Origin of the sequence: Nocardia sp. NBC_01327 (genome assembly GCF_035958815.1) — a bacterium.
Taxonomy (GTDB): Bacteria; Actinomycetota; Actinomycetes; order Mycobacteriales; family Mycobacteriaceae; genus Nocardia.
The window spans coordinates 6,696,442-6,718,591 of the sequence record NZ_CP108383.1 but is presented as its reverse complement, the minus strand read 5'-3'; the positions used below and the strand labels follow the sequence as shown (position 1 = coordinate 6,718,591).

Annotated in this window: 21 protein-coding genes and 1 riboswitch; of the genes, 12 read left to right on the top strand and 9 right to left on the bottom strand. The window is 66.9% G+C overall.

Annotated elements, in window-relative coordinates:
• Positions 1-171 precede the first annotated feature (171 nt).
• Positions 172-813: a pentapeptide repeat-containing protein gene (locus OG326_RS31040; RefSeq protein ID WP_327140697.1), complete on the top strand. Its 642-nt coding sequence runs from the start codon at positions 172-174 to the stop codon at positions 811-813.
• Positions 814-939: 126 nt separating this feature from the next.
• Positions 940-1,257 carry a hypothetical protein gene (locus tag OG326_RS31035; protein WP_327140696.1) on the top strand — a complete coding sequence of 106 codons (318 nt, stop codon included), beginning with the start codon at positions 940-942 and terminating at the stop codon, positions 1,255-1,257.
• A gap of 3 nt (positions 1,258-1,260) precedes the next feature.
• Here the strand turns inward: OG326_RS31035 and OG326_RS31030 are convergent, their stop codons facing one another.
• The 4 genes from OG326_RS31030 to OG326_RS31015 form a co-directional block, all read right to left on the bottom strand.
• Entirely contained in the window at positions 1,261-1,506 is a 246-nt protein-coding gene (locus tag OG326_RS31030) for a hypothetical protein (RefSeq protein WP_327140695.1), read from the bottom strand.
• On the bottom strand, positions 1,503-2,060 hold the full coding sequence (locus OG326_RS31025; RefSeq protein WP_327140694.1) for a hypothetical protein: 558 nt from the start codon (positions 2,058-2,060) through the stop codon (positions 1,503-1,505). The genes OG326_RS31030 and OG326_RS31025 overlap by 4 nt, the downstream gene beginning before the upstream one ends.
• A gap of 98 nt (positions 2,061-2,158) precedes the next feature.
• Positions 2,159-2,929 carry an SDR family NAD(P)-dependent oxidoreductase gene (locus OG326_RS31020; RefSeq protein ID WP_327140693.1) on the bottom strand — a complete coding sequence of 257 codons (771 nt, stop codon included), beginning with the start codon at positions 2,927-2,929 and terminating at the stop codon, positions 2,159-2,161.
• Between the two features lie 111 nt (positions 2,930-3,040).
• Entirely contained in the window at positions 3,041-3,628 is a 588-nt protein-coding gene (locus tag OG326_RS31015; RefSeq protein ID WP_327140692.1) for a helix-turn-helix domain-containing protein, read from the bottom strand.
• Between the two features lie 83 nt (positions 3,629-3,711).
• Here OG326_RS31015 and OG326_RS31010 point away from each other — a divergent pair, with 83 nt between their 5' ends.
• Entirely contained in the window at positions 3,712-4,680 is a 969-nt protein-coding gene (locus OG326_RS31010; protein WP_327140691.1) for an NAD(P)/FAD-dependent oxidoreductase, read from the top strand.
• Here OG326_RS31010 and OG326_RS31005 read toward each other — a convergent pair.
• The gene (locus OG326_RS31005) at positions 4,653-5,414 is read right to left on the bottom strand and encodes an alpha/beta fold hydrolase (RefSeq protein ID WP_327140690.1); all 762 of its coding nucleotides are present in this window, start codon (positions 5,412-5,414) and stop codon (positions 4,653-4,655) included. The two genes, OG326_RS31010 and OG326_RS31005, sit on opposite strands and share 28 nt — an antisense overlap.
• Positions 5,415-5,486: 72 nt before the next feature.
• On the opposite strand from OG326_RS31005, the gene OG326_RS31000 reads away from it, so the two are divergent.
• Both OG326_RS31000 and OG326_RS30995 read left to right on the top strand, forming a co-directional pair.
• The gene (locus OG326_RS31000) at positions 5,487-5,903 is read left to right on the top strand and encodes a MarR family winged helix-turn-helix transcriptional regulator (RefSeq protein ID WP_327140689.1); all 417 of its coding nucleotides are present in this window, start codon (positions 5,487-5,489) and stop codon (positions 5,901-5,903) included.
• A gap of 128 nt (positions 5,904-6,031) precedes the next feature.
• Positions 6,032-6,835 (top strand): alpha/beta fold hydrolase, encoded by an 804-nt coding sequence (locus tag OG326_RS30995; protein ID WP_327140688.1) that lies wholly within the window; start codon positions 6,032-6,034, stop codon positions 6,833-6,835.
• A 149-nt stretch (positions 6,836-6,984) separates the two neighbouring features.
• On the opposite strand, the gene OG326_RS30990 is transcribed toward OG326_RS30995, so the two are convergent.
• Positions 6,985-9,000 carry a heavy metal translocating P-type ATPase gene (locus OG326_RS30990; protein WP_442790847.1) on the bottom strand — a complete coding sequence of 672 codons (2,016 nt, stop codon included), beginning with the start codon at positions 8,998-9,000 and terminating at the stop codon, positions 6,985-6,987.
• 44 nt (positions 9,001-9,044) lie between these two features.
• Between OG326_RS30990 and OG326_RS30985 the strand changes: the two genes are divergently transcribed.
• From OG326_RS30985 to OG326_RS30975, 3 genes are all read left to right on the top strand, one after another.
• Positions 9,045-9,407: an ArsR/SmtB family transcription factor gene (locus OG326_RS30985; RefSeq protein WP_327140686.1), complete on the top strand. Its 363-nt coding sequence runs from the start codon at positions 9,045-9,047 to the stop codon at positions 9,405-9,407.
• Positions 9,408-9,481: 74 nt separating this feature from the next.
• Positions 9,482-10,792, top strand: a complete 1,311-nt coding sequence (locus tag OG326_RS30980; RefSeq protein WP_327140685.1) for a DUF1800 domain-containing protein — start codon at positions 9,482-9,484, stop codon at positions 10,790-10,792.
• Between the two features lie 18 nt (positions 10,793-10,810).
• Positions 10,811-12,001 (top strand): DUF1501 domain-containing protein, encoded by a 1,191-nt coding sequence (locus tag OG326_RS30975; RefSeq protein WP_327140684.1) that lies wholly within the window; start codon positions 10,811-10,813, stop codon positions 11,999-12,001.
• A 10-nt stretch (positions 12,002-12,011) separates the two neighbouring features.
• Here the strand turns inward: OG326_RS30975 and OG326_RS30970 are convergent, their stop codons facing one another.
• Positions 12,012-12,188 (bottom strand): hypothetical protein, encoded by a 177-nt coding sequence (locus tag OG326_RS30970; protein WP_327140683.1) that lies wholly within the window; start codon positions 12,186-12,188, stop codon positions 12,012-12,014.
• Positions 12,189-12,395: 207 nt separating this feature from the next.
• Positions 12,396-12,566, bottom strand: a riboswitch (M-box (ykoK) riboswitch).
• Positions 12,567-12,735: 169 nt separating this feature from the next.
• On the opposite strand from OG326_RS30970, the gene OG326_RS30965 reads away from it, so the two are divergent.
• A complete protein-coding gene (locus tag OG326_RS30965) occupies positions 12,736-14,418 on the top strand; it encodes a CDGSH iron-sulfur domain-containing protein (RefSeq protein WP_327140682.1) in 1,683 nt (560 codons plus the stop codon).
• 3 nt (positions 14,419-14,421) lie between these two features.
• On the opposite strand, the gene OG326_RS30960 is transcribed toward OG326_RS30965, so the two are convergent.
• The gene (locus tag OG326_RS30960; protein WP_327140681.1) at positions 14,422-15,207 is read right to left on the bottom strand and encodes a CPBP family intramembrane glutamic endopeptidase; all 786 of its coding nucleotides are present in this window, start codon (positions 15,205-15,207) and stop codon (positions 14,422-14,424) included.
• Between the two features lie 164 nt (positions 15,208-15,371).
• On the opposite strand from OG326_RS30960, the gene OG326_RS30955 reads away from it, so the two are divergent.
• The 3 genes from OG326_RS30955 to OG326_RS30945 are packed head-to-tail and all read left to right on the top strand — an operon-like array spanning position 15,372 to position 20,646.
• Positions 15,372-17,837, top strand: coding sequence for a phosphoketolase family protein (locus OG326_RS30955; protein WP_327140680.1), 2,466 nt, complete (start codon positions 15,372-15,374; stop codon positions 17,835-17,837).
• Between the two features lie 32 nt (positions 17,838-17,869).
• Positions 17,870-20,119, top strand: a complete 2,250-nt coding sequence (locus OG326_RS30950) for a molybdopterin-dependent oxidoreductase (protein WP_327140679.1) — start codon at positions 17,870-17,872, stop codon at positions 20,117-20,119.
• The gene (locus tag OG326_RS30945) at positions 20,116-20,646 is read left to right on the top strand and encodes a winged helix-turn-helix transcriptional regulator (protein ID WP_327140678.1); all 531 of its coding nucleotides are present in this window, start codon (positions 20,116-20,118) and stop codon (positions 20,644-20,646) included. The genes OG326_RS30950 and OG326_RS30945 overlap by 4 nt, the downstream gene beginning before the upstream one ends.
• A 72-nt stretch (positions 20,647-20,718) precedes the next feature.
• On the opposite strand, the gene OG326_RS30940 is transcribed toward OG326_RS30945, so the two are convergent.
• The gene (locus tag OG326_RS30940) at positions 20,719-22,092 is read right to left on the bottom strand and encodes an alpha/beta hydrolase domain-containing protein (RefSeq protein ID WP_327140677.1); all 1,374 of its coding nucleotides are present in this window, start codon (positions 22,090-22,092) and stop codon (positions 20,719-20,721) included.
• Between the last annotated feature and the right edge of the window lie 58 nt (positions 22,093-22,150).

Sequence of the window (22,150 nt, the reverse complement as noted above, 5' to 3'; positions counted from 1 at the left end):
TAGCAGTCGTTTCCGTCAGTTTCGGTGCGAAGGTTCACGCCTGTATATCACCGTGCGCTCCGGACGTATGCAGGGCGCTCCGCCTCGCGATGATCCTGAAACCCTCGTCTACGGTCGAGGGGCCGCGACGTATGTCATCGGCTTCGATTACCGATCATGTGAGGACTTCTGATGCCGCGGGAGTTGGCCGACCTGTCGTTCGCACGCCACCTGGTGGAGCATGACGAGATTGGGATGGAGGGGGAGTACGACTGCGCGCTCTTCGAGGGGCTGCAACTGGATGAGGTGCAGGCCCGGGGTGCGCAATTCACCGAATGCGCGATAACAGCGGGCACGGTGTCCGGTGGCACGATGCGGCACGCCCGCTTCAATGACGTGTGGATCCACGGCACCCAGTGGATCCGTACCGACCTGTCGGATAGTTCTTGGCTGGATACCGAATTGGTGATGAATGCCTTCTCGGGTGTCGAGGCGTTCGGGGCGCGGCTGCGCCGGGTCCGGTTCTACAACTGCAAATTCGATTCGGTGAACCTGCGCGGCGCTCATCTCAACGATGTGTCCTTCGTGGATTGTGTACTGCGCCATATCGATATCAGTGAGGCGAAACTGACCGCCGTCAGCTTTCCGGGTTCGGAGGTGCAGGCGCTGTCCATGCGGAAAGCCGAGCTGAAGAAGGTGGACCTGCGCAGCGCGCGCTACCTCAATGTCTCCGATGGTGTCGAGGCGCTCGCGGGCGCGACGATCACCTCGACTCAGCTCCTCGATCTCGCCCCCACTTTCGCCGCCGCGATCGGCATCGTGGTCAAAGACTAGGAGCCGCGCCCGTGGCACGGTGAAGATAACAGCGGGGAAGCGCAGTCGAAACATTTCCGAAATGAACTGTGCCAAGGGCGAACTCGTTGTCAGGGTATGAAGAAATACCCTCCGACCGCACGTGGTTTGTGTAACCATGTCCGCACCGCCGCCGCCGCTTTCGCGCTCGTCGGCGCCTTCGTGATCGTTCCGGCCACGCTGGCTCCGGCCCTGGCGAATGCTTCGTCCAATACCGTCGGCAACGGCCCCTCGACCAATGGCACCACCTTCGGGAACGGGCCCTCGACCAACGGCACCACTTTCGGGAACGGCCCCGCGAGCAACGGCACCACCTTCGGGAACGACACGGGAAATATTCCGAACGTGCCCGATAATCAGCCGAACTACAGCAGCCACTGCGATCTGCATCCGGCGCCGCACACGGCCTACGCCGCTCGCTGCTGAGGCTCAGGCCTTTTCGCTGGTATCCCGGCCGGCATCCAATGAGGAGTTCAGCGCCATCAGGCGCTTGATGTCATCGCCGTGCTCGTGCAGAAACTCCTGCCGGGCAGGCCCGCGCCGGAACATGATGAACGCCCGGCCCGACTCCAATTGCCATGTGTACCAGAAAAGATAGGGGATGGTGAGCACGAAATTCACCACGCCCCATACACGCCACACATCATTGTTGAACCAGCCGTCGGACGGCATCACCTTCGGGAAGATGTGGTGTACAGGAAGTTCCACGCCATCGTGGTGTAGGCGACCAGCTCCGCATTACGTCCGGGCAGCACCGCCCAGAAGCGCGGGCTGTAGGGAATGGTGAGGCACAGTCCCACGCCCACCGCCGCATTCCAGAGATTGTCGAGCTGGAAGTCGCGCAGTGTGGCCTCGGCAATGTTCAAGAACAGAATCGCGTACGGGAACCACAGGAATCGCGGATTGCGCAGTAGTTCCCATACGCGTCCCTGCCGCTGCTCGGCCACCGCGATGCGCATGGCCCCGACCACGGTCAGCGGAATGAGCACAGAAAGGATCTTCGCCCACGAGAACCAATTGATCAGCCCGATATCGCGCCCCGGGCCCCAAATCCACAGTGGAAAAGTCAGCAGCGACAGACCCCACAGCCACATGGAGGCTCGGGTGTGTGTCCGCATGTATTCGACTATCAGCCACAGGATTCCGCAGAAGATGAGCATCGACAGTGCGGTAACCCAGGTGAAGGGCGCCGGATTTCCCGTCACCGCCTCCGATGCCGCACCGATCACGTCGAATACCGCCTTCCGACCTCGTCCGGACCGATCCCTGTGTCATCTTGGATGATTCGGGCCCGGATCGGTTCGGGACGCGCCGCTGCGGCGGGCTGCTACACGCCGTAGCCGCCGTCGATATCCAATTTCTGGCCGCTGATGAAATCGGCGCGATCGGAAGCGAGGAAACATACGGCTTCGGCAATGTCCTCGGCATCGCCGAAGCGCCGGAGCGGAATATTGGCCCGGGTGATATCGAGTGCGTTCTGGTCGAGATCACCGGATTTGATGAGCCGATCGGCCATTCCGTCGGTGGTCATGCCCGGGCCGACACAATTGGCGCGAATGCCGAAGCGGCCCTCTTCGGCCGCGATACCGCGAATCAGCGCCTCGACCGCCGCCTTGGGGGCGCTCGACAGACCGTCCCGAATCGGGAAGCGCGTGGTGGCCGCGGTGGTGATGGCGACGATATTGCCGCCGCAGGCGCGCAGATGGGGGAGTGCGGCGTGGGCGGCATGGAAGAAGCCCACCGCATCGTCGATCATCTGAGACTTGAAGTCCTCCGGCGCGATTCGGCTCAGATGCCGCATCGGAATATGCGGTCCGGCGGCATAGACGAGCGTGTGAATGCCACCGGAATCGGCGGCCACCTGCCCGATGACCTCGGCGGTCTGCGCCGCATCGGTGAGGTCGAGCTGCCACGCCGCGGCCGTGCGCCCCTCGGTCTCGGCCAGCTTCAGCAGGGGATCGAGCTTGCCGGCCGATCGGAAGTAGGTCAGCGCGACATTGCTGCCGCGTTCGATGAGCATGCGCGCCGTGACCAGTCCCAGGCCGCCACTGGCGCCGAGCACCAGTGCGGCTCCGGTGCGATGACCGAAGTCGTCCATCTACTTCCTTCGGTGCGGGCCGCGCCCGGTGGCGCGACGAGTGTGTGGATCGAACCTCATTGGTAGTCCACTCCCTCGAAACAAGCAAGTGCTTGGTCGGTTAGCGGCCTCTCACGAGCCGGTCTTCGGGCGGGCGCGCAGGTGCGCGCGCTCACCCTGTTTGCCGAAGAGACTGAGGAATTCGACCGATTCGCCCTCATCCGCCGGGCCGAACCAGTGCGGCTCTCGGGTGTCGAATTCGGCCGCCTCGCCCGGATTCATCACAAAATCGTGCTCGCCCAGCACAACTCGCAACCGGCCGTTGAGGACGTAGAGCCACTCGTAACCCTCGTGCGTCCGCGGATCCGGCTCATTGCGGGTGTTCGCCGGTATCACCAGCTTGAAGGCCTGGATGCCCCCGGCCCGGCGGGTGAGCGGGACCATGGTCATGCCGCCCCGGCTGACCGGGCGCAGATGAATCCGCGGATCGCCGGTGGGCGGCGCGCCGACGAGCTCATCGAGGGTGACGCCGTGCGCCTTGGCGAGCGGTAGCAGCAATTCCAGCGTCGGCCGCCGCACCCCCGATTCCAGCCGCGACAGCGTGCTGACCGAGATACCGGTCGTCTTCGACAGCTCGGCGAGCGTGGTTTCGCGTTGTCGTCGCAGGTCACGCAACCGTGGTCCCACCGCGTCGAGCGCCTGGTCGAGTTCTTCGTCCATCCTTCGAGTTTGCCGTATCAGCAACTTTCCTTGCCGAAATTGTGGGTGTTCTCGCATGGTCGTGACCAAGGAGGTGGTCACTGATGACAGATCAGTTGGCAGACGGTTATGACGTGGTGGTGGTCGGCGGCGGTGCGGCCGGATTGAACGGAGCGCTCATGCTGGCGCGCGCCCGGCGCTCGGTGGTGGTGATCGATGCGGGCCATCCGCGTAATGCCCCGGCCGGCGGTGTGCACGGGCTGCTGGCCCGCGAGGGCATAGCCCCGCAGGAACTCATCGAGCGCGGCCGGGCCGAGGTGCGGCAGTACGGCGGCCAGGTGGTGACGGGCACGGTGGCTACCGCGGCGCAGGACGGCGCCGGATTCACCGTGACGCTCACCGACGGCCGGGCCGTCCGCGCGCGACGGCTGCTGGTGACCACGGGCCTGGTCGATCAATTGCCGAATATCCCTGGGCTGCAGAGCCGTTGGGGCCGCGATGTGATCCACTGCCCCTACTGCCACGGCTGGGAGGTGCGCGATCAGGCCATCGGCGTGCTGGCCACCGGCCCGATGTCGGTGCATCAGGCACTGCTGTTCCGGCAGTGGAGTTCCGATATCACCTACTTCACCCACACCTCCGCGCCGCCGACCGAGGAGCAGGCCGAGCAATTCGCCGCCCGCGGCATCCGGGTGGTGACCGGCGAGGTGACCGCGGTGGAGATCGCCGGGGATCGGCTTGCGGGACTGCGTCTTTCCGACGGCACGGTGGTCGAACGCGAAGCGGTGGTGGTCGGATCACGCATGGTGGCGGAGGCGAGTTTCCTTGCACCGCTGGGGCTCCTGCCCAAGGAGCACCCCTCGGGTATGGGTGAGTACCTCCCGAGCGATCCCACCGGCCGTGCCGATGTGCCCGGAGTGTGGTTGGCGGGCAATGTCGCCGACCTCTCCGCGCAGGTCGGCGCCGCGGCCGCGGCGGGAGCCTTCGCCGGTGCGCAGATCAACTTCGACTTGGTCGACGAGGAGACCCTGACCGCCGTCGAGGCCTACCGCGCGGGCGTCCCGCTGACCTGATTCGCGAATACGTCGAGAACGGCGAACGTGGCGTCCGGCTGTTCCATATGCGGCAGATGCCCTGCCGCGCCGATGATTTCGAGCCGGGCATTGCCGAAGGCCGCGGCATACGCCGCGCCGTACGCCGGGGTGACAATGCGGTCGCTCTCGCCCCACACCAGCAGCGCGGGGATCGTGATGCCGGACAGCCGCGCCAGCAGTGACGGGTCGTGCATGTACGGATCACTCGCGAAATGCCGCAGCGTAACCATATTCGCCTGTCGCACAGCCAATTGCGCGGCCGGAACATCGGCCGGGTCCTGATAGAAGCGATCCGGATCGTGATAGGAGTACTCGGCGATCGCGCGGGCGTCGAGACCGAAGAAGTCGGGCATCGGCGCCTCGTCGATCCACACGCCGGTGGCATCGATGAGCGCCACCCCGCCCACGGTGCCCGCGCGATCCTGTGCGGCCATCTCGGCGGCGATCCAGCCACCGACGGACGAGCCGATGACGAGCACCTCGTGCAACTCGCGCTCGCGCAGCAGGGTCAGATAGGCGGCGGCGAGATCGGCGATGGTGTCGATCTCGTCCGGTCGCACGGTGCCGTTCCAGCCGGGCAGTGTGGCGGTCAGTACGTGCGCGGTGCGGGCGAAGTGTTCGGCGATGCCGGCCACGCTGAACGGTCCCGCGCCGCCGTGCAGGACGAGAACGGCCGGTCCGCTGCCTGATTCGGTAATGGTCAGAGAGGTCATGGGTAGCGCCTTCGATCGATGACTAAACATGTTGATATAAACAAGCTTAGTCATACTGCTATGGTTCTGTCCATGCCGAGTGACCTGCAAGCTCTGGGACGGGCGGTCAAACAAGCCCAGTACCGCCACCATCGCGCACTGGACCGCGCGCTCACCGGCGTCGGCGCGACCCTGGCGCAGTGGGATGCCTTGCGCGCCATAGCCCGTGAGCCCGGATCCAGCGCACGCGCGCTGGCGGAGGAGACCTTCCAGAGCGAACAGGCCTTCGGCACTCTCGCCAACCGCTTGGCGGCGCGCGGCCTCATCGACCGCACCGCCGGCCACGGCCGCACCATCGAACACCGCCTCACCGCCACCGGCGCTCAGGTCCTGGCGGCCGGAAACCGGGTCGCCGACGAGGTCCTCGCCGATTCCTTCGTCGATCTGTCCGCGGCCGAACACATCACACTGCTGAATCTGCTACTGCGGGTGGGGATTCGAACCGAATAACGCGGCGCGGGCCTCTCCCGGTTCGGTCACGGAATGATCGACAACGCCGGGGAGGTGCTGCGCTGCCTCCGCCTTCGTGCAAGGCTGTATCGGCTCGACATTCTCGAGAACGGAAAGCAGGTTTGTCCATGCAATTCCGAAGTAGAGCACGCGGTGTCCTCGCGGTGGTGGCCCTGGCACTCGGTGTCGCGGTCGCCGCGGCTCCGGCGCACGCCGACCCGCTGCCGACGGTGGTTCTCGTGCACGGCGCCTTCGCCGACACCACCAGCTGGGACGGTGTGGCCGCGAAATTGCGCGATGACGGCTATCAGGTAGTGGTCCCCGACAACCCGCTGCGCGGCCCGGCCTTCGACGCGGCCGCGGTGCAGCGCACCCTCGACACCATCTCCGGCCCCGTGGTCCTGGTCGGTCACTCCTACGGCGGCACGGTCATCACCCAGATCCACGACCCGAAGGTCGAATCCCTGGTCTACGTGGCCGCTTTCGCGCCCGTCCAGGGTGAGGTCGCCCTCCAGGCCCTCGATCCCCTCCGATTCCCCGGCAGTCAGCTGCTGCCACCGGCACTGCTGGTGCGCGTGGTCGATGACCCGCACGGCATCGCCGGCCACAATCTCGACGGCTACGTCGCCCCCGACCTGTTCAATTCGGTCTTCGCGCAGGACGTCAGCCCCGCGACCGCGGCCGATATGATCGCCCACCAGCATTCCCTCGCCGTCACCGCGAATATCGAACCCTCGGCGGCCCCCGCCTGGGCGAACACCCCGAGCTGGTACATCGTCTCCGCACAGGACCACGTGATCCCGCCGGCCTCCCAGCGCTTCATGGCCTCCCGCATGAGCGCCCACACCTCCGAACTCGACGCCTCCCACGCCTCGCTGGTATCGCATCCCCTCGAGGTCGCGGCAGTAGTGGAGTCCGCCGCCGGTCACTGATCGGGGGCACCTGCGACCGCCCTGCGCGGTCGGAAGTCGGGAATGATTCGGTCGGAAGTCGGGTATGGCTCGATCGGAAGTCGGGTATGGCTCGGTGATCTCTCTTGCCGCGCTCCGGCTTCCGGCCGCTCACGCTGGGCGCCGCAGCGTCAGTGCGCCGTGGTGGCAGTCCGGTTCCACGCTGAATTGCGCAGCAGGCGTAGGCCGTTGAGTCCGACGATGACAGTTGATCCCTCGTGGCCCGCCACACCCAGCGGCAGGGGCAGGTGCCCGACGAGGTCCCACGTCACGAGTACGGCGATGAATGTCGCGGCGATGACAAGATTGGCGACCACGACGCGGTGCGCTCGCCGCGACAGCGCGATGACCGCGGGAATCGCGCTGAGGTCGTCACGGACCACGACGGCATCGGCGGTCTGCAGGGTGAGGTCGGATCCTGCTCTGCCCATGGCGATTCCGGTATGCGCGGCAGCCAGCGCGGGCGCGTCGTTGATGCCGTCGCCGACCATCGTCACGTGCGCACCCTGAGCCTCGAGCTCGAGCACCGCGGCGACTTTGTCCTCGGGCAGCAATCCGGCGCGCACATCGGTGATACCAGCCTGTCCGGCCAATTGCCATGCAGCGGCACGGTTGTCGCCGGTGAGCAATACCGGTGCGGCACCGGTCAATTTGGTCAGAGCGGTAACCGTGGCGGCCGCCTCGGGCCGCATCTGGTCGGTAATGCCCAGTACGGCAACAGGTCTCCGATCACACAGCACGAGCACCGCGGTCCGCCCGCTCTGCTGCAGGTCCTCAGCAACAGCCCTCGCGGAGTGTGCTGTCGCATCCAGTAGCGCGGCCGGTGAGCCGACCTGCACGAAATGACCGTCGACCAGCGCGGAGATTCCTCGGCCGGGCAGCGCGGCGAATTCCTCGGCAGTCGGCAGTGCCAATCCGTGCGTCCGGGCCGCTCGGACCACCGCTGCGGCCAGCGGGTGCTCGCTCGAATGCTCGGCGCCTGCGGCCAACCGCAGGATCTGCTCATCGGTGAACGGGCTACCGGGCAGCGTGCGGATATCGGCCAGTTCGGGCGTGCCCCGGGTCAGCGTGCCGGTCTTGTCGAAGGCGACTCGGGTCGTCGCGCCGAGCTGTTCCATCACCACCGCCGATTTCACGAGCACCCCGTGCCGCCCCGCGGTGGCGATCGCCGCCAGCAGCGGCGGCATCGTGGCGAGAACGACCGCGCACGGCGAGGCCACGATCATGAACGTCATCGCGCGCAGCAGTGCGGTTCGCAACGCATCCCCGAACAGCAGCGGAACCACGAATACCGCGAGCGTGGCGGCGACCATGCCGAGGGAGTAGCGCTGCTCGACCTTCTCGATGAACAGCTGTGTCGCGGCCTTCGTGCGACCGGCCTCCTCGACGAGTCCGGCAATCCGCGCCACCACCGAATCCGCGGCGCGCCGATCCACCCGCACCCGCAGCGCGCCGGTGCCGTTGAGGGTTCCGGCGAACACCTCGTCACCGGCGGTCTTGTCCATCGGCAGCGGTTCGCCGGTGATGGTGGCCTGATCCACCTCACTCGCCCCGCCGACCACCCTGCCGTCCGCGGCAATGCGGTCACCGGGACGGATCAGGATCACCTCACCGACCGCGAGATCGATCGCCCGCACGGGCTGCTCGGCGCCGTCGGCGGTGAGCCGGGTCGCGGTATCGGGGGCGAGGTCCAGTAGTCCGCGCACGGAGTCCTCGGTGCGGGCGGTGGCCAGGGCCTCCAGCGCGCCGGAGGTGGCGAAGATGACGATGAGCAGTCCGCCGTCCAGCACCTGCCCGATCGCCGCCGCTCCCAGGGCGGCGACGACCATCAGCACATCGACGTCCAGGGTCCTCTCGCGCAGCGCTCGAAGCCCCGCCAGCCCGGGCTCCCAGCCGCCGGTGACGTAGCAGGCCAGGTACAGCGCCCAAGCCAGCCACGTCGGCCCGCCCAGCTGCTGTGCGGCGAGCGCGAGGATGAAGAGCGCCAATGCCGCTGCCGCCCAACGCATTTCGGGCAGTGCGAACAGTCGTGTGCGCCGCACCGGCGCGACCGGTGGTGCGGCGGCGCGGCGGGTGGGCGTGGCTGTGGACGAGACCACGGGAAGACCTCCAGGGGGCGAGAAAGCCACCCGAGAATAACAGATCATATGAAGAGGTCTTCATAAGTGCCTGTGAGATAGACTGCACGTTCATGGGACACGGGGTAGAGGGCCGCGATCGGCCGGTGGCGCGCCTCGACGCGGAATCGGCTGCGCACGTGGCGACTACGTTGCAGGCGCTGGCCACCCCGAGCCGACTGCTCATCCTGACCGAGCTGCGGCAGGGTCCGCGGCCGGTCTCCGAACTGGCCGAGTCCGTGGGCATGGAACAGTCGGCCGTCTCGCATCAATTGCGATTGCTCCGGAATCTGGGTCTGGTCATCGGTACTCGCGCGGGCCGCAGCATCGTCTACAGCCTGTACGACAATCACGTCGCACAGCTCCTGGATGAGGCGGTCTACCACAGCGAGCATCTGCGGCTCGGTCTCACCGAGCGGCCCGAGGCCGCGGGCTAGGTCAGTCTGAGGATCGGCTGAAGGTTCCCGCCGGCGCAGACGCACACGCCCGATCGCAGGCCGATACTCGGCGCATGGGGTCGCAATCGGTGCAATGGATGCAATGCGCCCGAGTGCTGCGGCGCGCGGGATTCGGCGCGACGGGATCGGAGATCGACGCCGCGCAGACGCTGCCTGTCGCCGACTATCTCCGCGCTCAGCTGGACGGGTCCGCCGATCCCGGTGCGGTGCAGACGCCGCTGCCCGTCTTCACCGAACCGGTGCGACCGGGCCGGGATGCCGCCACCGATGTCCGCAAGCAGTATCAGAGCGCACTCACCGCCGAGCTGCAGACCCTGACCGGCTGGTGGGTGCGCCGCATGGCCACCGCGCAGCGGCCGCTGCCGGAGAAGCTGACGCTGTTGTGGCACAACCACTTCGCGACCTCCGCGAGCAAGGTGCGCAGTGCCACCGAGATGGCGGTGCAGAACGAGACGTTACGCCGGCTCGGCGCAGGCGATTTCGGCACACTGGCGTACGCCATGCTCACCGATCCGGCCATGCTGCGCTGGCTCGACGGCACCGCCAATACCGCGAAAGCGCCCAATGAGAACCTGTCCCGGGAATTCATGGAGCTGTTCGCCCTCGGGCACGGCAATGGGTACAGCGAGACCGATGTCCGCGAGGGCGCCCGCGCCCTGACCGGCTGGACGATTGCCGCGGACGGTTCCACTCGGCTCGATCCGAAGCGTCACGACGCCGGATCGAAAACTGTGCTGGGCGTGACGGGTTCGCTCGGCGCCGGGGAATTCTGTGCCGCGGTACTCGCGCGTCCCGAGTCCGCGCGGTTCGTGGCGGGTCGAATGTGGCAGCAGCTGGCCGCCGACGCACCCCCCTCGGCGGCCGCGCTCGATCGGCTGACGGCGGCCTATGGACCCGACCGCAATATCACCCGGCTGGTGGTCGCCGTACTCACCGATGCCGAATTCCTCAGTGGCACCGGCACTGTCGTGCAGGGGCCGGTGGAATGGCTGGTCGGCGCGGTGCGGGCCCTCGCGGTGCCCGTGGGCACCGATGCCCAGGTGCAGACGCAGGTGAACGTGCTGCGCACACTCGGGCAGCTGCCCTTCTATCCGCCCTCGGTGGGCGGCTGGTCCAGTGGTCAGGCGTGGCTGTCGACCGCGGCCGCGCAGACCCGGCTGCGCGCAGCCACCGTGCTGGCGCGAAAAGCCGACCTGGGCTGGCTTTCCGCGATCGGCGCCGCCGACCGCATCGATGCCGTCGGCCATCGGCTCGGCATCGGGCACTGGTCCGACCGCAGCGCCGCGGTCCTGGCCTCGGTGCACGGTGACCCGATCCGGCTGACCGCCGTTGCCCTGAACACTCCCGAATACCTGACCACTTGAGCGGAAAGGCATTGCCCCATGCCGGAATTCAACCGCCGGAACTTCCTCGTCGGCAGCAGTGTGCTCGGCGCTCTCGGCGTCCTGGGCGCGGCCGGTGTGACCTGGGACGAACTGCACCATCGTGCGGCCACCACACCGCTGGCGGCGGGCTCGGGCGTACTGGTGCTGCTCACCCTCTATGGCGGAAACGACGGCATCAATACGGTAATCCCATACGCGGACAACGCATATCATGCCGCTCGCCCGGAGCTGTCCTATCAGCCGGAGGAGGTGCTCAGGCTCGATGAGCAGCTCGGGCTCAATCCCGCCATGAAGGGTTTCGCGCAGCTGTGGCAGCAGCGCAACCTGGCCATTGTGCGTGGTGTCGGCTATCCGCGACCCGATCACAGCCACTTCCGGTCGATGGATATCTGGCAGACCGCCGCACCGGACGAGCCGGTCAACTCCGGCTGGATCGGCCGCTGGCTCGATGCCACCGGCGGTGATCCCATTCGTGCGGTCAGTATCGGGCCGGTCTTGCCGCAGCTGGCGATCGGCGCGAAATACACTGCCGCGGCGCTGGATCCGGCCTCCGCGCCGCTGTCGGCCGATATGACGGCAGCGCTGAGCGGGCTGGCGACGGTGGATCCGCACGACAGTGCGGCGCAGGCGCTGGTGTGCGCCGGCTACGGTGCGGACGAGGCTGTGCTGCAGGCATTCTCGAAGGTCGAGCCACCCGCGAAATCACCGGACAATCCGCTGCAGGCCCAACTCGATCTGGTCGGCACCTGCATCAAAGCCGGTGTCCCGACCCAGGTCTACTCGGTCAGCCTGGGCGGCTTCGACACCCACGCCGACGAACGCCGCACCCAGGAGCAATTACTGGGCCGGTTGGATACGGCGGTCTCCGGTTTCCTCGCGGATATGGCAACCCATCCGCGTGGTCGTGACGTAGTTCTGCTGGCCTACAGCGAATTCGGACGCCGCGTCGCCGCCAATGCCTCGCAGGGCACCGACCATGGCACCGCGGGACCGGTATTCGTCGCCGGCGCCCCGATCCGGGGCGGATTCTATGGCGACGAACCCAGTCTCACCGACCTCGACAATGGCGATCTGAAGTCCACCGTCGATTTCCGCGACGTCTACCACGAGCTATTGCACAAGGTGGTCGCGACGGACCCCGGTCCGGCCGTCGGCCAGGGCCGCCGCGATATCGGACTGATGGCGTGAAAAGCCCTGGTCACCGGTAGTAGGTGGGCCCACCCATGGAGGCGGTGAAGATTGCCGTGCGGTGGAAGGACGCCCGCATGTTGTGGCGCTCGGCAGCGGTCAGGGTGTGCCGGGCCTTCATGCGCCGGGCCGAGTCGCCCAGTATGGAGAGCACGGTGAGCTGACGCGGGGATACGGTGAAGGTCATGACTTTCTCCTTACGGAAAGTCAGCCGCCGCAAGCTATTTCGCGGCAGGCTGGGAACGAGCGGTGGTACGCCGGACTCGGATACGGACTATCGCCGGACTTCATGTCGTCCCTTCACCTCCTTGCCGCTGGGGCGCACGGGGGCGCCTGGAAAAAACGGGTCAACCGCATTCGTGCAGGGGAGTAGGCCAGAGTCTGAACGGCTCGGCCGGCACCCCTCTCGTCAGAGCTTCGGCACTGAACGACGTATCCCCGAGCGGGGAAGCCACTTTGGATCGACCCTTAATCCGGGATGATCTGTCCTAACCCTGGGCGTCTCTCGACGTCGTCGGATCAGTGGCCTGTGTTCGAACAGGAGCCTCGCCTAGCGAGGTGCTGACCTGGCAATACTGGACCGGTACGGACCGGTTGTCAAGCCGCGGCGGCGCCTGGGCGTGGCCCGCCGGGGCGGCGGCGCACCTACGCGCTGAGCGAACTACCGCACCGCCGGCACGATTCATTGGCATTCTTTCGGGTGGACATCCGCCACTGTGAGGGAAGGCCGACCCTTGACCACTGCCACGCAATCCGAACTGTCTGCGCTGCTGGCTCGGGCCCGCCGACTCGATGGCGAGCTCGTCGACGGAGCCCACCCGCTCGCGGACTCGGTGATCCGGCCACTTACCGCTGCTCTCGGCGAATTCGACGGTGGTGCAACGGAATCCGACGGGTCGATCGAGATTCCGGAGCTGCGACTGTGGGAGCTGGCCAAGGATGCCACCCGCCTGCGCGCGACCTGCGATCTGCCCGAACTGCAGGAGGCCGTGGCCGCGCTACAGCACCTTGCCTGCGTATTCGCCGCGGACGAAGCGACTGTGACGGCGCGAGTAGCGGAACTCACTGAGATACAGGGTGTTTCAGCGACCCGCATCGAGGTGGCCACCGATGGGCCGTACCTGGTCACCAACCCCGAACGCCTCACCAACTGGCTGGGCGAACCGATACGGACCTTCCCGCAGATGGCGCTATGTCGTTGCGGCGCTTCGGAAATGAAGCCGCTGTGCGATGGCAGCCATGCCGGGGCGGGGTTCACCGGCGAGAAGGATCCCGACCGTGTTCCCGACCGGCTCGATACCTACGAGGGCATGTCGGTGACGGTCACCGACAATCGCGGTCTGTGCGCGCACTCCGGATTCTGCACCGACCGGGCGCCGACGGCCTTCCGCTCCGCCGCGGAACCCTTCGTCGCGCCCAGCGGAGCCCGCGCGGACGAGCTGATGGCGGCGGTGCGGGCCTGCCCCTCCGGTGCCCTGGGCAGTCCGCAGGTCGCGTTCCCCGATCGTGCCGCCGCTATCGAGGTCTCCAACGACGGCCCCTACCGGGTCACCGGAAATATCGCGCTCGACGGTGCGGTGCCCCGCGAGCACTACAGCCTCTGCCGGTGCGGCCATTCCCGCAACAAACCGTTCTGCAGCGGTATGCACTACTACGTCGACTTCCAGGATCCGCCGCTGTCGCAGGATCCGAGCCTGTACGAGTGGGCGGGCGGGCTGCCGGCGATCACGCGGATGACGAAGATCTTCTACGGCAAATACGTTCCGCAGGACGAACTGCTGGCGCCGTTGTTCGCGCGCATGTCACCCGACCACCCGGAGCGAGTGGCCGCCTGGCTCGTCGAAACCTTCGGTGGGCCAAAGCTTTACACCGAGCAGTACGGTGGCTACGACCATATGGTCGCCGAGCATGCGAACAAATCGCTCACCGAGCAGTGGCGCGCCCGCTGGGCCCAGCTGATCTCGCGCTCGGCCGATGATGCGGGTCTGCCGGCCGATCCGGAATTCCGAGCCGCATTCGCCGCGTATATCGAGTGGGGTTCGCGTATCGCGGTGGAGAATTCGCAGCCCGGTGCGACGCCGCCCCCGCATATGCCGGTGCCGCGCTGGTGGTGGGTCTGCAATGCGACTCCCGGTTCCCGAGTCTCGGCCCTGGCTCCGGTCGCCGAGCACACCGTGGAACTTCCCGCCGAGGGTGAGCCGGTGGGTTTCGCCGACCACATCAAGCCGCTGTTCCGCGAAATGGACCGCAAATCCATGAGTTTCGTGTTCGATCTGTGGTCCCACGACGATGTCACGCAGCACGCCGAGGCCATCCTGGCCCGTCTTCGGCAAGGCAGCATGCCGTGTGACGGGGCCTGGCCCGCCGAGCGGGTGGATGCCTTCGCCCGCTGGATAGCCGACGGCTGCCCGGCCTGAGGCTCAGTGCGCGCGGTGGCGTACCGCAGCGCGCACCGCCATGGCACCGGCTGCGACGAGCACCGCGCCGATCGCGACGAAGACGACCTGCGGCCGGTCCAGGGTGTTATCACCGGCCACGAGGTACCAGGCGATATTGATCAGCCAATGCCCGATCGAGGCGATCAGGACCCGCTGGCGAACGCTGCCATTGCCCAGGTACCCGAGCAGTACCGAGAACGACATGGCCGCCACGACGAACGCAAGGGCGGCCACGAAACCCGCGGCGAAGGCTTGGACGTGCCATAGCGCCCAGATCGCCCCGGTGAGAGCCACGGCGGCGGCCCGGCGCACGCGCGACTCCAGGAGCGGTTGCAACAGACCGCGCCAGCCGATCTCCTCGCCGCATGCTCCGATGAGCTGCAGCACCACGAATACCGCGAAGGGGGTGCCCGCGACCGCCGCGGGCCCGACCATGGTGTGCCCGGACCAGGCCATACTCGCGGCGGCCAGCAGCCAGATCGATACGCACGCCACGAGGATCGCCAGCAGATCGATTCGCACCCGCCGCCAGGGGATTTCGGCCGGGAGCAGCCCAATAATGCTCTTGCGGAAGGACACCCAGGTGATCACGGCCGCGATGGCGGGGGCGAACTGCACCAGTGACAGGACCGCCGCGTCGATCCCGCTGACGGATTGCGCGGCAAGCAATCCCGCCGACGCGATGAGTGTGATCGCGATATAGAGCGCGATCACAGTCCGCAACCGTGTCTGGACCTGCGGGGTGCTCGTCTCGGGCGCGGCTTCCATCCCGGAATCCTTGCACGAATATCGGCACTACCGCCGGGGGCGGAGCACACTCGGGTGCGGTGCGTCGTAATGGCGTGCCGGTTCGCGTGGCCGGTAGCCTGGGCGATGAAATCCCCGCCCGCAGGTTCGCCCAGCGATGTCCCGAAGCGTGAGGAGCTCGACGCATGACGCAGTTGACCGGCGCAGCAAGTGATACCTCGGCCGATAATATCGGCGGGCAAGGCGGCGAGACCCTCGCTCCGCGGCCCTATCGGCTCGGGGAGGTGGCCGGGCCGCTCGAACGCGACGAGTTGGTGAGGATCGACGCGTGGTGGCGAGCGGCGAACTATCTCTCGGTCGGGCAGATCTATCTGATGGCCAATCCGCTGGTGCGGGCGCCGCTCGAGCCGGAGCAGATCAAGCCGCGACTGCTGGGACACTTCGGCACCGTGCCCGGATTGAATCTTGTGTGGGTGCATGCGAATCGGGCGATTCTCGCGCGAGATCTCAATGCGGTGTTCGTCGCGGGTCCGGGGCACGGAGGGCCGGGGCCCAATGCGTGCGCCTGGCTGGAGGGCACGTATTCCGAGCTGTACAGCCATATTCCGCGGGATGGCGAGGGCATGGCCGCGCTGTTCGCGCAGTTCTCCTTCCCGGGCGGGGTGCCCAGTCACTGCGCGCCCGAGACGCCCGGGTCCTTCCACGAGGGCGGTGAGCTCGGCTACTCGCTACTGCATGCTTTCGGTGCGGCACTGGACAATCCGAGCCTCACGGTCTTCTGTGTGATCGGCGACGGCGAAGCCGAAACGGGCCCGCTGGCCGGTAGCTGGCATGCGAACAAGTTCATCAATCCGGCGCGGGACGGCGCGGTGGTGCCGATCCTGGCGCTGAACCAGTACAAGATCGCGAATCCGACCATTCTGGCCCGTATTCCGGAGTCCGAGTTGCTCTCGCTGCTGCGCGGATACGGCTACGACCCGGTCATCGTTTCCGGCAGCGACCCGGCGACGGTGCATCAGGATATGGCGGCGGCCATGGACAGCTGCCTCGACCGGATCGCCGCGATCCAGCAGGCCGCTCGCGGCGGTGACGGCACCCGCGCGATCTGGCCGATGATCGTGCTGCGCACCCCGAAGGGCTGGACCTGCCCGCCCGTGGTCGACGGTGAGCGGGTCGAGGGCACCTTCCGTGCGCATCAGGTACCGCTGCCCGCCGCCCGCACCGATGCGAAACACCGTGCGGTGCTGGAACAGTGGCTCGAGTCCTACCGGCCCGGCGAGCTCTTCGACGAGGCCGGGCAACCGGTCCCGGAACTGCAGCGCCTGGTGCCGGTCGGCGACCGGCGAATGAGCGCCAATCCGGTGAGCAACGGCGGCATGCTGGTGCACGATCTGCGGCTGCCGGACTGGCGTGACTACGGCGTGGAGTTGCCCGGACCGGGAGCGACCATGCATGAGGCGACCCAGGTGCTGGGTACCTGGCTGCGCGATGTCACCGCCGGCAATCCCGACAACTTCCTCACTTTCGCGCCCGATGAACTCGCCAGCAATCGCCTGCAGGACATCCTTACCGTGACCGGCCGCGACTGGCAGGCCGAAATCGGTGAGTACGACGTGAAATTGGATCGCAAGGGCCGCGTCATCGAAGTGCTATCCGAGCATATGTGCGAGGGCCTGCTGGAGGGGTATCTGCTCACCGGGCGGCACGGCGTCTTCACCTGCTACGAGGCCTTCATCCATATTATCGACGCCATGTTCAACCAGCACGCCAAATGGCTCGACGCCAGTGCGGCGGTGGCGTGGCGGCGGCCCATACCGAGCCTCAATTACCTGCTCTCGTCCCATGTCTGGCGTCAGGACCACAATGGCTTCACCCATCAGGACCCCGGTTTCCTGGACGTCGTGCTGAACAAGTCGCCCGAGATCGTGCGCGTGTATCTGCCGCCGGACGCCAATACCCTGCTCTCGACCTATGATCACTGCCTGCGCTCGCGCCACTACGTCAATGTCGTGGTGGCGGGCAAACAGCCTCAGGCCGACTGGCTTTCGGTGGGCGAGGCCGCCGCGCACTGCGCTCGCGGCGCGGGTATCTGGGAGTGGGCGGGCCACAATGACGATATCGGCACCACGCCCGATGTGGTGCTGGCCTGCGCCGGGGACGTGCCCACGCTGGAGATTCTCGCCGCCGCCGCCATACTGCGGGAACGGCTGCCGCAGTTGCGGATTCGCGTGATCAATATTGTGGATCTGATGCGGCTGCAGCCGCAGGACGAACATCCGCACGGTCTGTCGGACAGTCTCTTCGACACCATGTTCACCACCGACCGCCCGGTCATCTTCGCCTTCCACGGCTATCCGTGGCTCATCCACCGCCTGACCTACCGCCGTGCCAATCATTCCGGCCTGCATGTGCGCGGGTTCAAGGAGAAGGGCACCACCACAACGCCTTTCGACATGGTGATGCTCAATGATATGGACCGCTTCCACCTGGTCATGGATGTCATCGATCGGGTGCCCGGACTCGGGACCACGGCGGCCGGCCTCCGTCAGGAGATGGTCGACGCCCGCTGGAGCGCGCGGGCCTGGACTCGGGAGCACGGTGAGGATATTCCGGAGGTCGCCGGCTGGACCTGGCCCTACTCGAGTAAGTAGCGCTAGTGAACTAACTGCCCTACGCTGTACCGATGACGGAATGGCGGCCCACGGCATGCATCCTGTGCGAGTGCAACTGCGGCATTCAGGTGCTGCTCGGGCCGGACGGACGGTCCTTCGAGAAGATCCGCGGCGATAAACTGCATCCCGCCTCGGCGGGGTACACCTGCAACAAGGCGCTGCGGCTGGATCACTATCAGAACGGGCGCACGGGGCGGATCACCGCCCCGCTGCGCCGGCGGCCCGATGGTGAGTTCGAGGAAATCGACTGGGATACCGCGATTTCCGAGATCACCGCGCGGCTGCAGGAGGTCGGGCTCCGCTACGGCGGGGAATCGATCTTCTATTACGGCGGCGGCGGTCAGGGCAATCATCTGGGCGGGGCGTACGCACCCGCGACCATGGCCGCCTTCGGCATGAAGTACCGGTCGAGCGCGCTGGCGCAGGAGAAGACCGGCGACTTCTGGGTGGGCGCGCGCATGTTCGGGCATCCGGTGCGCGCCGATGTCGAGCATGCCGAGGTGGCGTTCTTCATCGGCAAGAATCCCTATCAGTCGCACGGTTTTCCGCGTGCCCGCACGGTGCTGAAGGAGATCGCGCGGGATCCGGACCGGTCGATGATCGTGCTCGATCCGGTGCGCACCGAGACGGCGGAACTGGCCGACTTCCATCTGCAATTGCGACCGGGCACGGATGTCTACCTGCTGTCGGCGATGGCGGCAATTCTGTTGCGCGACAATCTGATCGAGGTGGACTGGCTCGCCGAGCATGCGGAGGGCCTCGACGAGGTGGTCGCGGTGTTGCGCGGGGTTCCCATCGAGAAGTACTGCGCCATAGCCGATGTCGAGGTCGATCTGGTGGTGGCCGCGACACATCGGCTGGCGCGGGCGACCTCGGTGGCCGCGCTGGAGGATCTCGGCGTGCAGATGAACCGGTACTCCACCGTGGTCAGCTATCTGGAGAAGCTGGTCTGGCTGCTCACCGGCAATCTGGGCAAGCCCGGAACGCAGTACGCGTTCACCGGTATGGCCGCCATCGGGCACGATCGGGGGCATCCGGCGGGGGAGTGGCCCAAGAGTCCGGTGGCCGGCGCGCCCATTATCAGTGGCCTGATACCCGCCAACGTGATCACCGAGGAGATCCTCACCGATCATCCGGCCCGCTACCGCGCCATGTTCATCGAGAGCAGCAATCCCGTGCACTCCCTGGCGGATTCGGCTCGGATGCGAGCGGCGCTGGAAGCGCTGGAGTTGGTGGTGGTCATCGATGTGGCGATGACCGAGACCGCGCGCCTGGCCGATTATGTGCTGCCCGCGGCGACCCAGTTCGAGAAGTACGAGGCGACGTTCTTCAATTTCGACTTCCCCCGCAATATCTTCCACCTCCGCCATCCGGTGCTGCCCGCGCCCGGCGGGGTGCTGTCGGAGCCGGAGATCCATGCCCGCCTGGTCGAGGCGTCCGGCGCGCTCACCGAGGACGATTACGCGCCGCTGCGGGCCGCGCTCGCGGAGGGTCGTGAGGCATTCGCCATGGCGTTCCTCGGCGTGCTCGCCGATCGCGCCAAGTCGAAACTCGCTCCCGTACTGCTGTATCGGACGCTCGGCCCGACGCTGCCGAACGGTGCGGCAGCTGCCGCCCTGCTCTGGGCGGCGGCCTACAACTGTGCGCGCAAGTTCCCCGAGAGTGTCGAACGCGCCGGATACGGCACCGGATTGGCTGCGGGGGAGCGGCTCTTCGAAGCCATTCTCGAGGGCGAGCACGGCGTCGTCATTACCGAGGACGACTACGAGGAGACCTGGAAGCGGCTGCGCGACAACAAGGTGCAGCTGAGCATCGCGGAACTGCTGCAGGTGGTGGCCACACTGCCCGAACCGGAATCCGTCGGCGGGCAGTGGCCGTTTGTGCTCTCCGCCGGGGAGCGCCGGGCCTTCACCGCCAACACCATCGTCCGAGATCCCCTGTGGCGCAAGCGTGATAGCGGCGGCACACTGCGCCTCAGCGTCATCGACGCCGACCGGCTGGGCTTGGCCGCGGGCGATCTGGTGCGCGTGAGCACCCGGCGCGGCAGTGTCGAGGTACCGGTGGAGCCGACCGATCGCATGCGCTCCGGACACCTCTCGCTGCCCAATGGCTTCGGGCTCTCGGTCACCGACGCCACCGGTGCGCAGGTCACCACCGGCGTCGCACCCAACGAACTGACCGAATTCGACTCCCGGGACGAATGGGTCGGCACACCGTGGCACAAGTACGTCCCGGCCCGCCTGGATACCGTGGGCGCATGAAACGGACGACTTTCGCGAACTGGCCGTGCACCGTAGCCCGCACCGTAGACCTCATCGGTGACTGGTGGACACCACTGGTCCTGCGCGAGGCGTTCTACGGCGCCAAGCGCTTCGACGATTTCGAGCGCACCCTGGGCCTCAGCCGCAATGTCCTCACCCAGCGCCTCACCCGCCTGGTAGAGGAGGACCTCATGGAAAAGATCCCCTACCAGGACCGCCCACCCCGCCACGAATACCACCTCACCACCAAGGGCCGCGACTTCTTCCCCGTCATCGCCGCCATGATGCAGTGGGGCGACACCTGGCTCGCCCCCGACGCCGGCCCCCCGATCACCCTCCACCACAACACCTGCCACCACGACACCCACGCCGAAGTAGTCTGCGCCCACTGCCGAGCCCCCCTCCACCACGCCGACGTCTCCGTCCACCTGGGCCCCGGCTTCCCCGACCGCCACCGCGAAACCGCCCTGGCCACCGGAAGATTCACCACTCCCGACTCGGCAGAGAGTGCGATGGACGGTGGATAGCGCTGTCCCCCAGGGAATCCGAACGACCTGAATCTATCGCGTCCCAGGCACGGGTCGGGTTTGGCTAGATGGTTACCGGGATGCGTGCTCGGGGCTCGACGGTTGATTCGCGGCTGCCATGGCGAGGATTTCCGGTACGTCCTCAGTCAGGAGGAAGCCTGCCGTGACCGTCTTGTCGGTTGCCGCGCTGAATGCCGCGAGGTAGTCGTCGGGGGCGGGTGCAGGGAGTGGTCGCGTGCAACCGAACATGATCGCCGGGCCGCCGCCCTCCTGTCCGAGCCCGGACAGCACTGCCAGTGGCACGTCCATCCACGGTGTGCGGATACCGCCCAGCGCGTTGCCATGGACGTCCAGCACCAGTTCTCCGGCGGATACCGTGAGCCGATCGGCCTGTGCCGGAGCGGGTCCGCCGTCGGCCCAGCGGGACAGCGCCGCGATGGCTTGCTGCGCGACGTAGTGATGCTGTGGCCCGGAATTGATCGGCTCGGGGAATTCGACGCCCAGTGGATTGCGTCGTGGCGCCATTCGCTCGGCCAGTTCCTGCGCGGTCAGTGCGCCCGAATCGGTGAACGATGCGCCGACGGTGTAGGAGTCCGCGTGTGCGGCGCCGGCCAGCTCCCAGAGCCGGAAGCGGTCGGAGTCGGGCTGGCGGGAGTCGATCGAGCGCATGAGACCGACCACCTCGAACTCGGTTTGGAGCACGAGCACCGGCGCGGTCGAATCCGCACGCACCCGCGTGCCACCGTCGAGCGCCTCGGGATCCACCAAGCCGGTCAGCGTGGCAGGGCGGCCCGGACGACCGTCGATGAAGTACCCGTCGTACGGCGAGCCATGTGGCGCAACGGCATTCACAAATGTGACGAGCGCGGCCGCGGATTGCGACTGCCCGGCCGCGAGTAGTTGCCGGGTTTCGGGCAGCAGCCTTCGGATCATCTCTCCCGCCTGCCGGTAGATGTCGTAGCAGTAGGCATCCCCAGGATGCGAGAGATAGGCGTATCGCACCGGATTCGCCTGCTTCAGCGGTGGCAGCAACACCGAGTTCCAGGTGTCGTCCTCCTCGGCGGCCGCGGCCATGACGCTGCCGCCGTGGATCGGGGCGTACTGCGCGGAGATCCCGATCCAGGCCATCCGGGCCCGAATGAGATGCCGGTGTGCCAGCAGCCAGATCGGCGGCGTGTCCGCACCCGAGGAGGCGTTGAGCCACTCCACGACAGCCGTCCCGGAGTAGCCCTCGACCGGCCGGTAGACCACGAATCTGGTCGTGAACGGCGCGAGACCGTCCGGCTCGGTCGCCCACTCCCCGTCGTCACCGGCCGAGCCGGTCAGGCGGTAGGACCCGGCTGTGCCGGACAGGAAGTACTCCTCGGCGACGTAACCGACATCGGCCAGTGGGAAAAACGTCGAGATCAGGGTGATCGGACCAGTTGCCGGACCGGAGAGCTCCATCTCGAAACCCTAACAAGTGCTTGGTTTTTCGACAATCGTCGAACTCGCGCCGATCCGG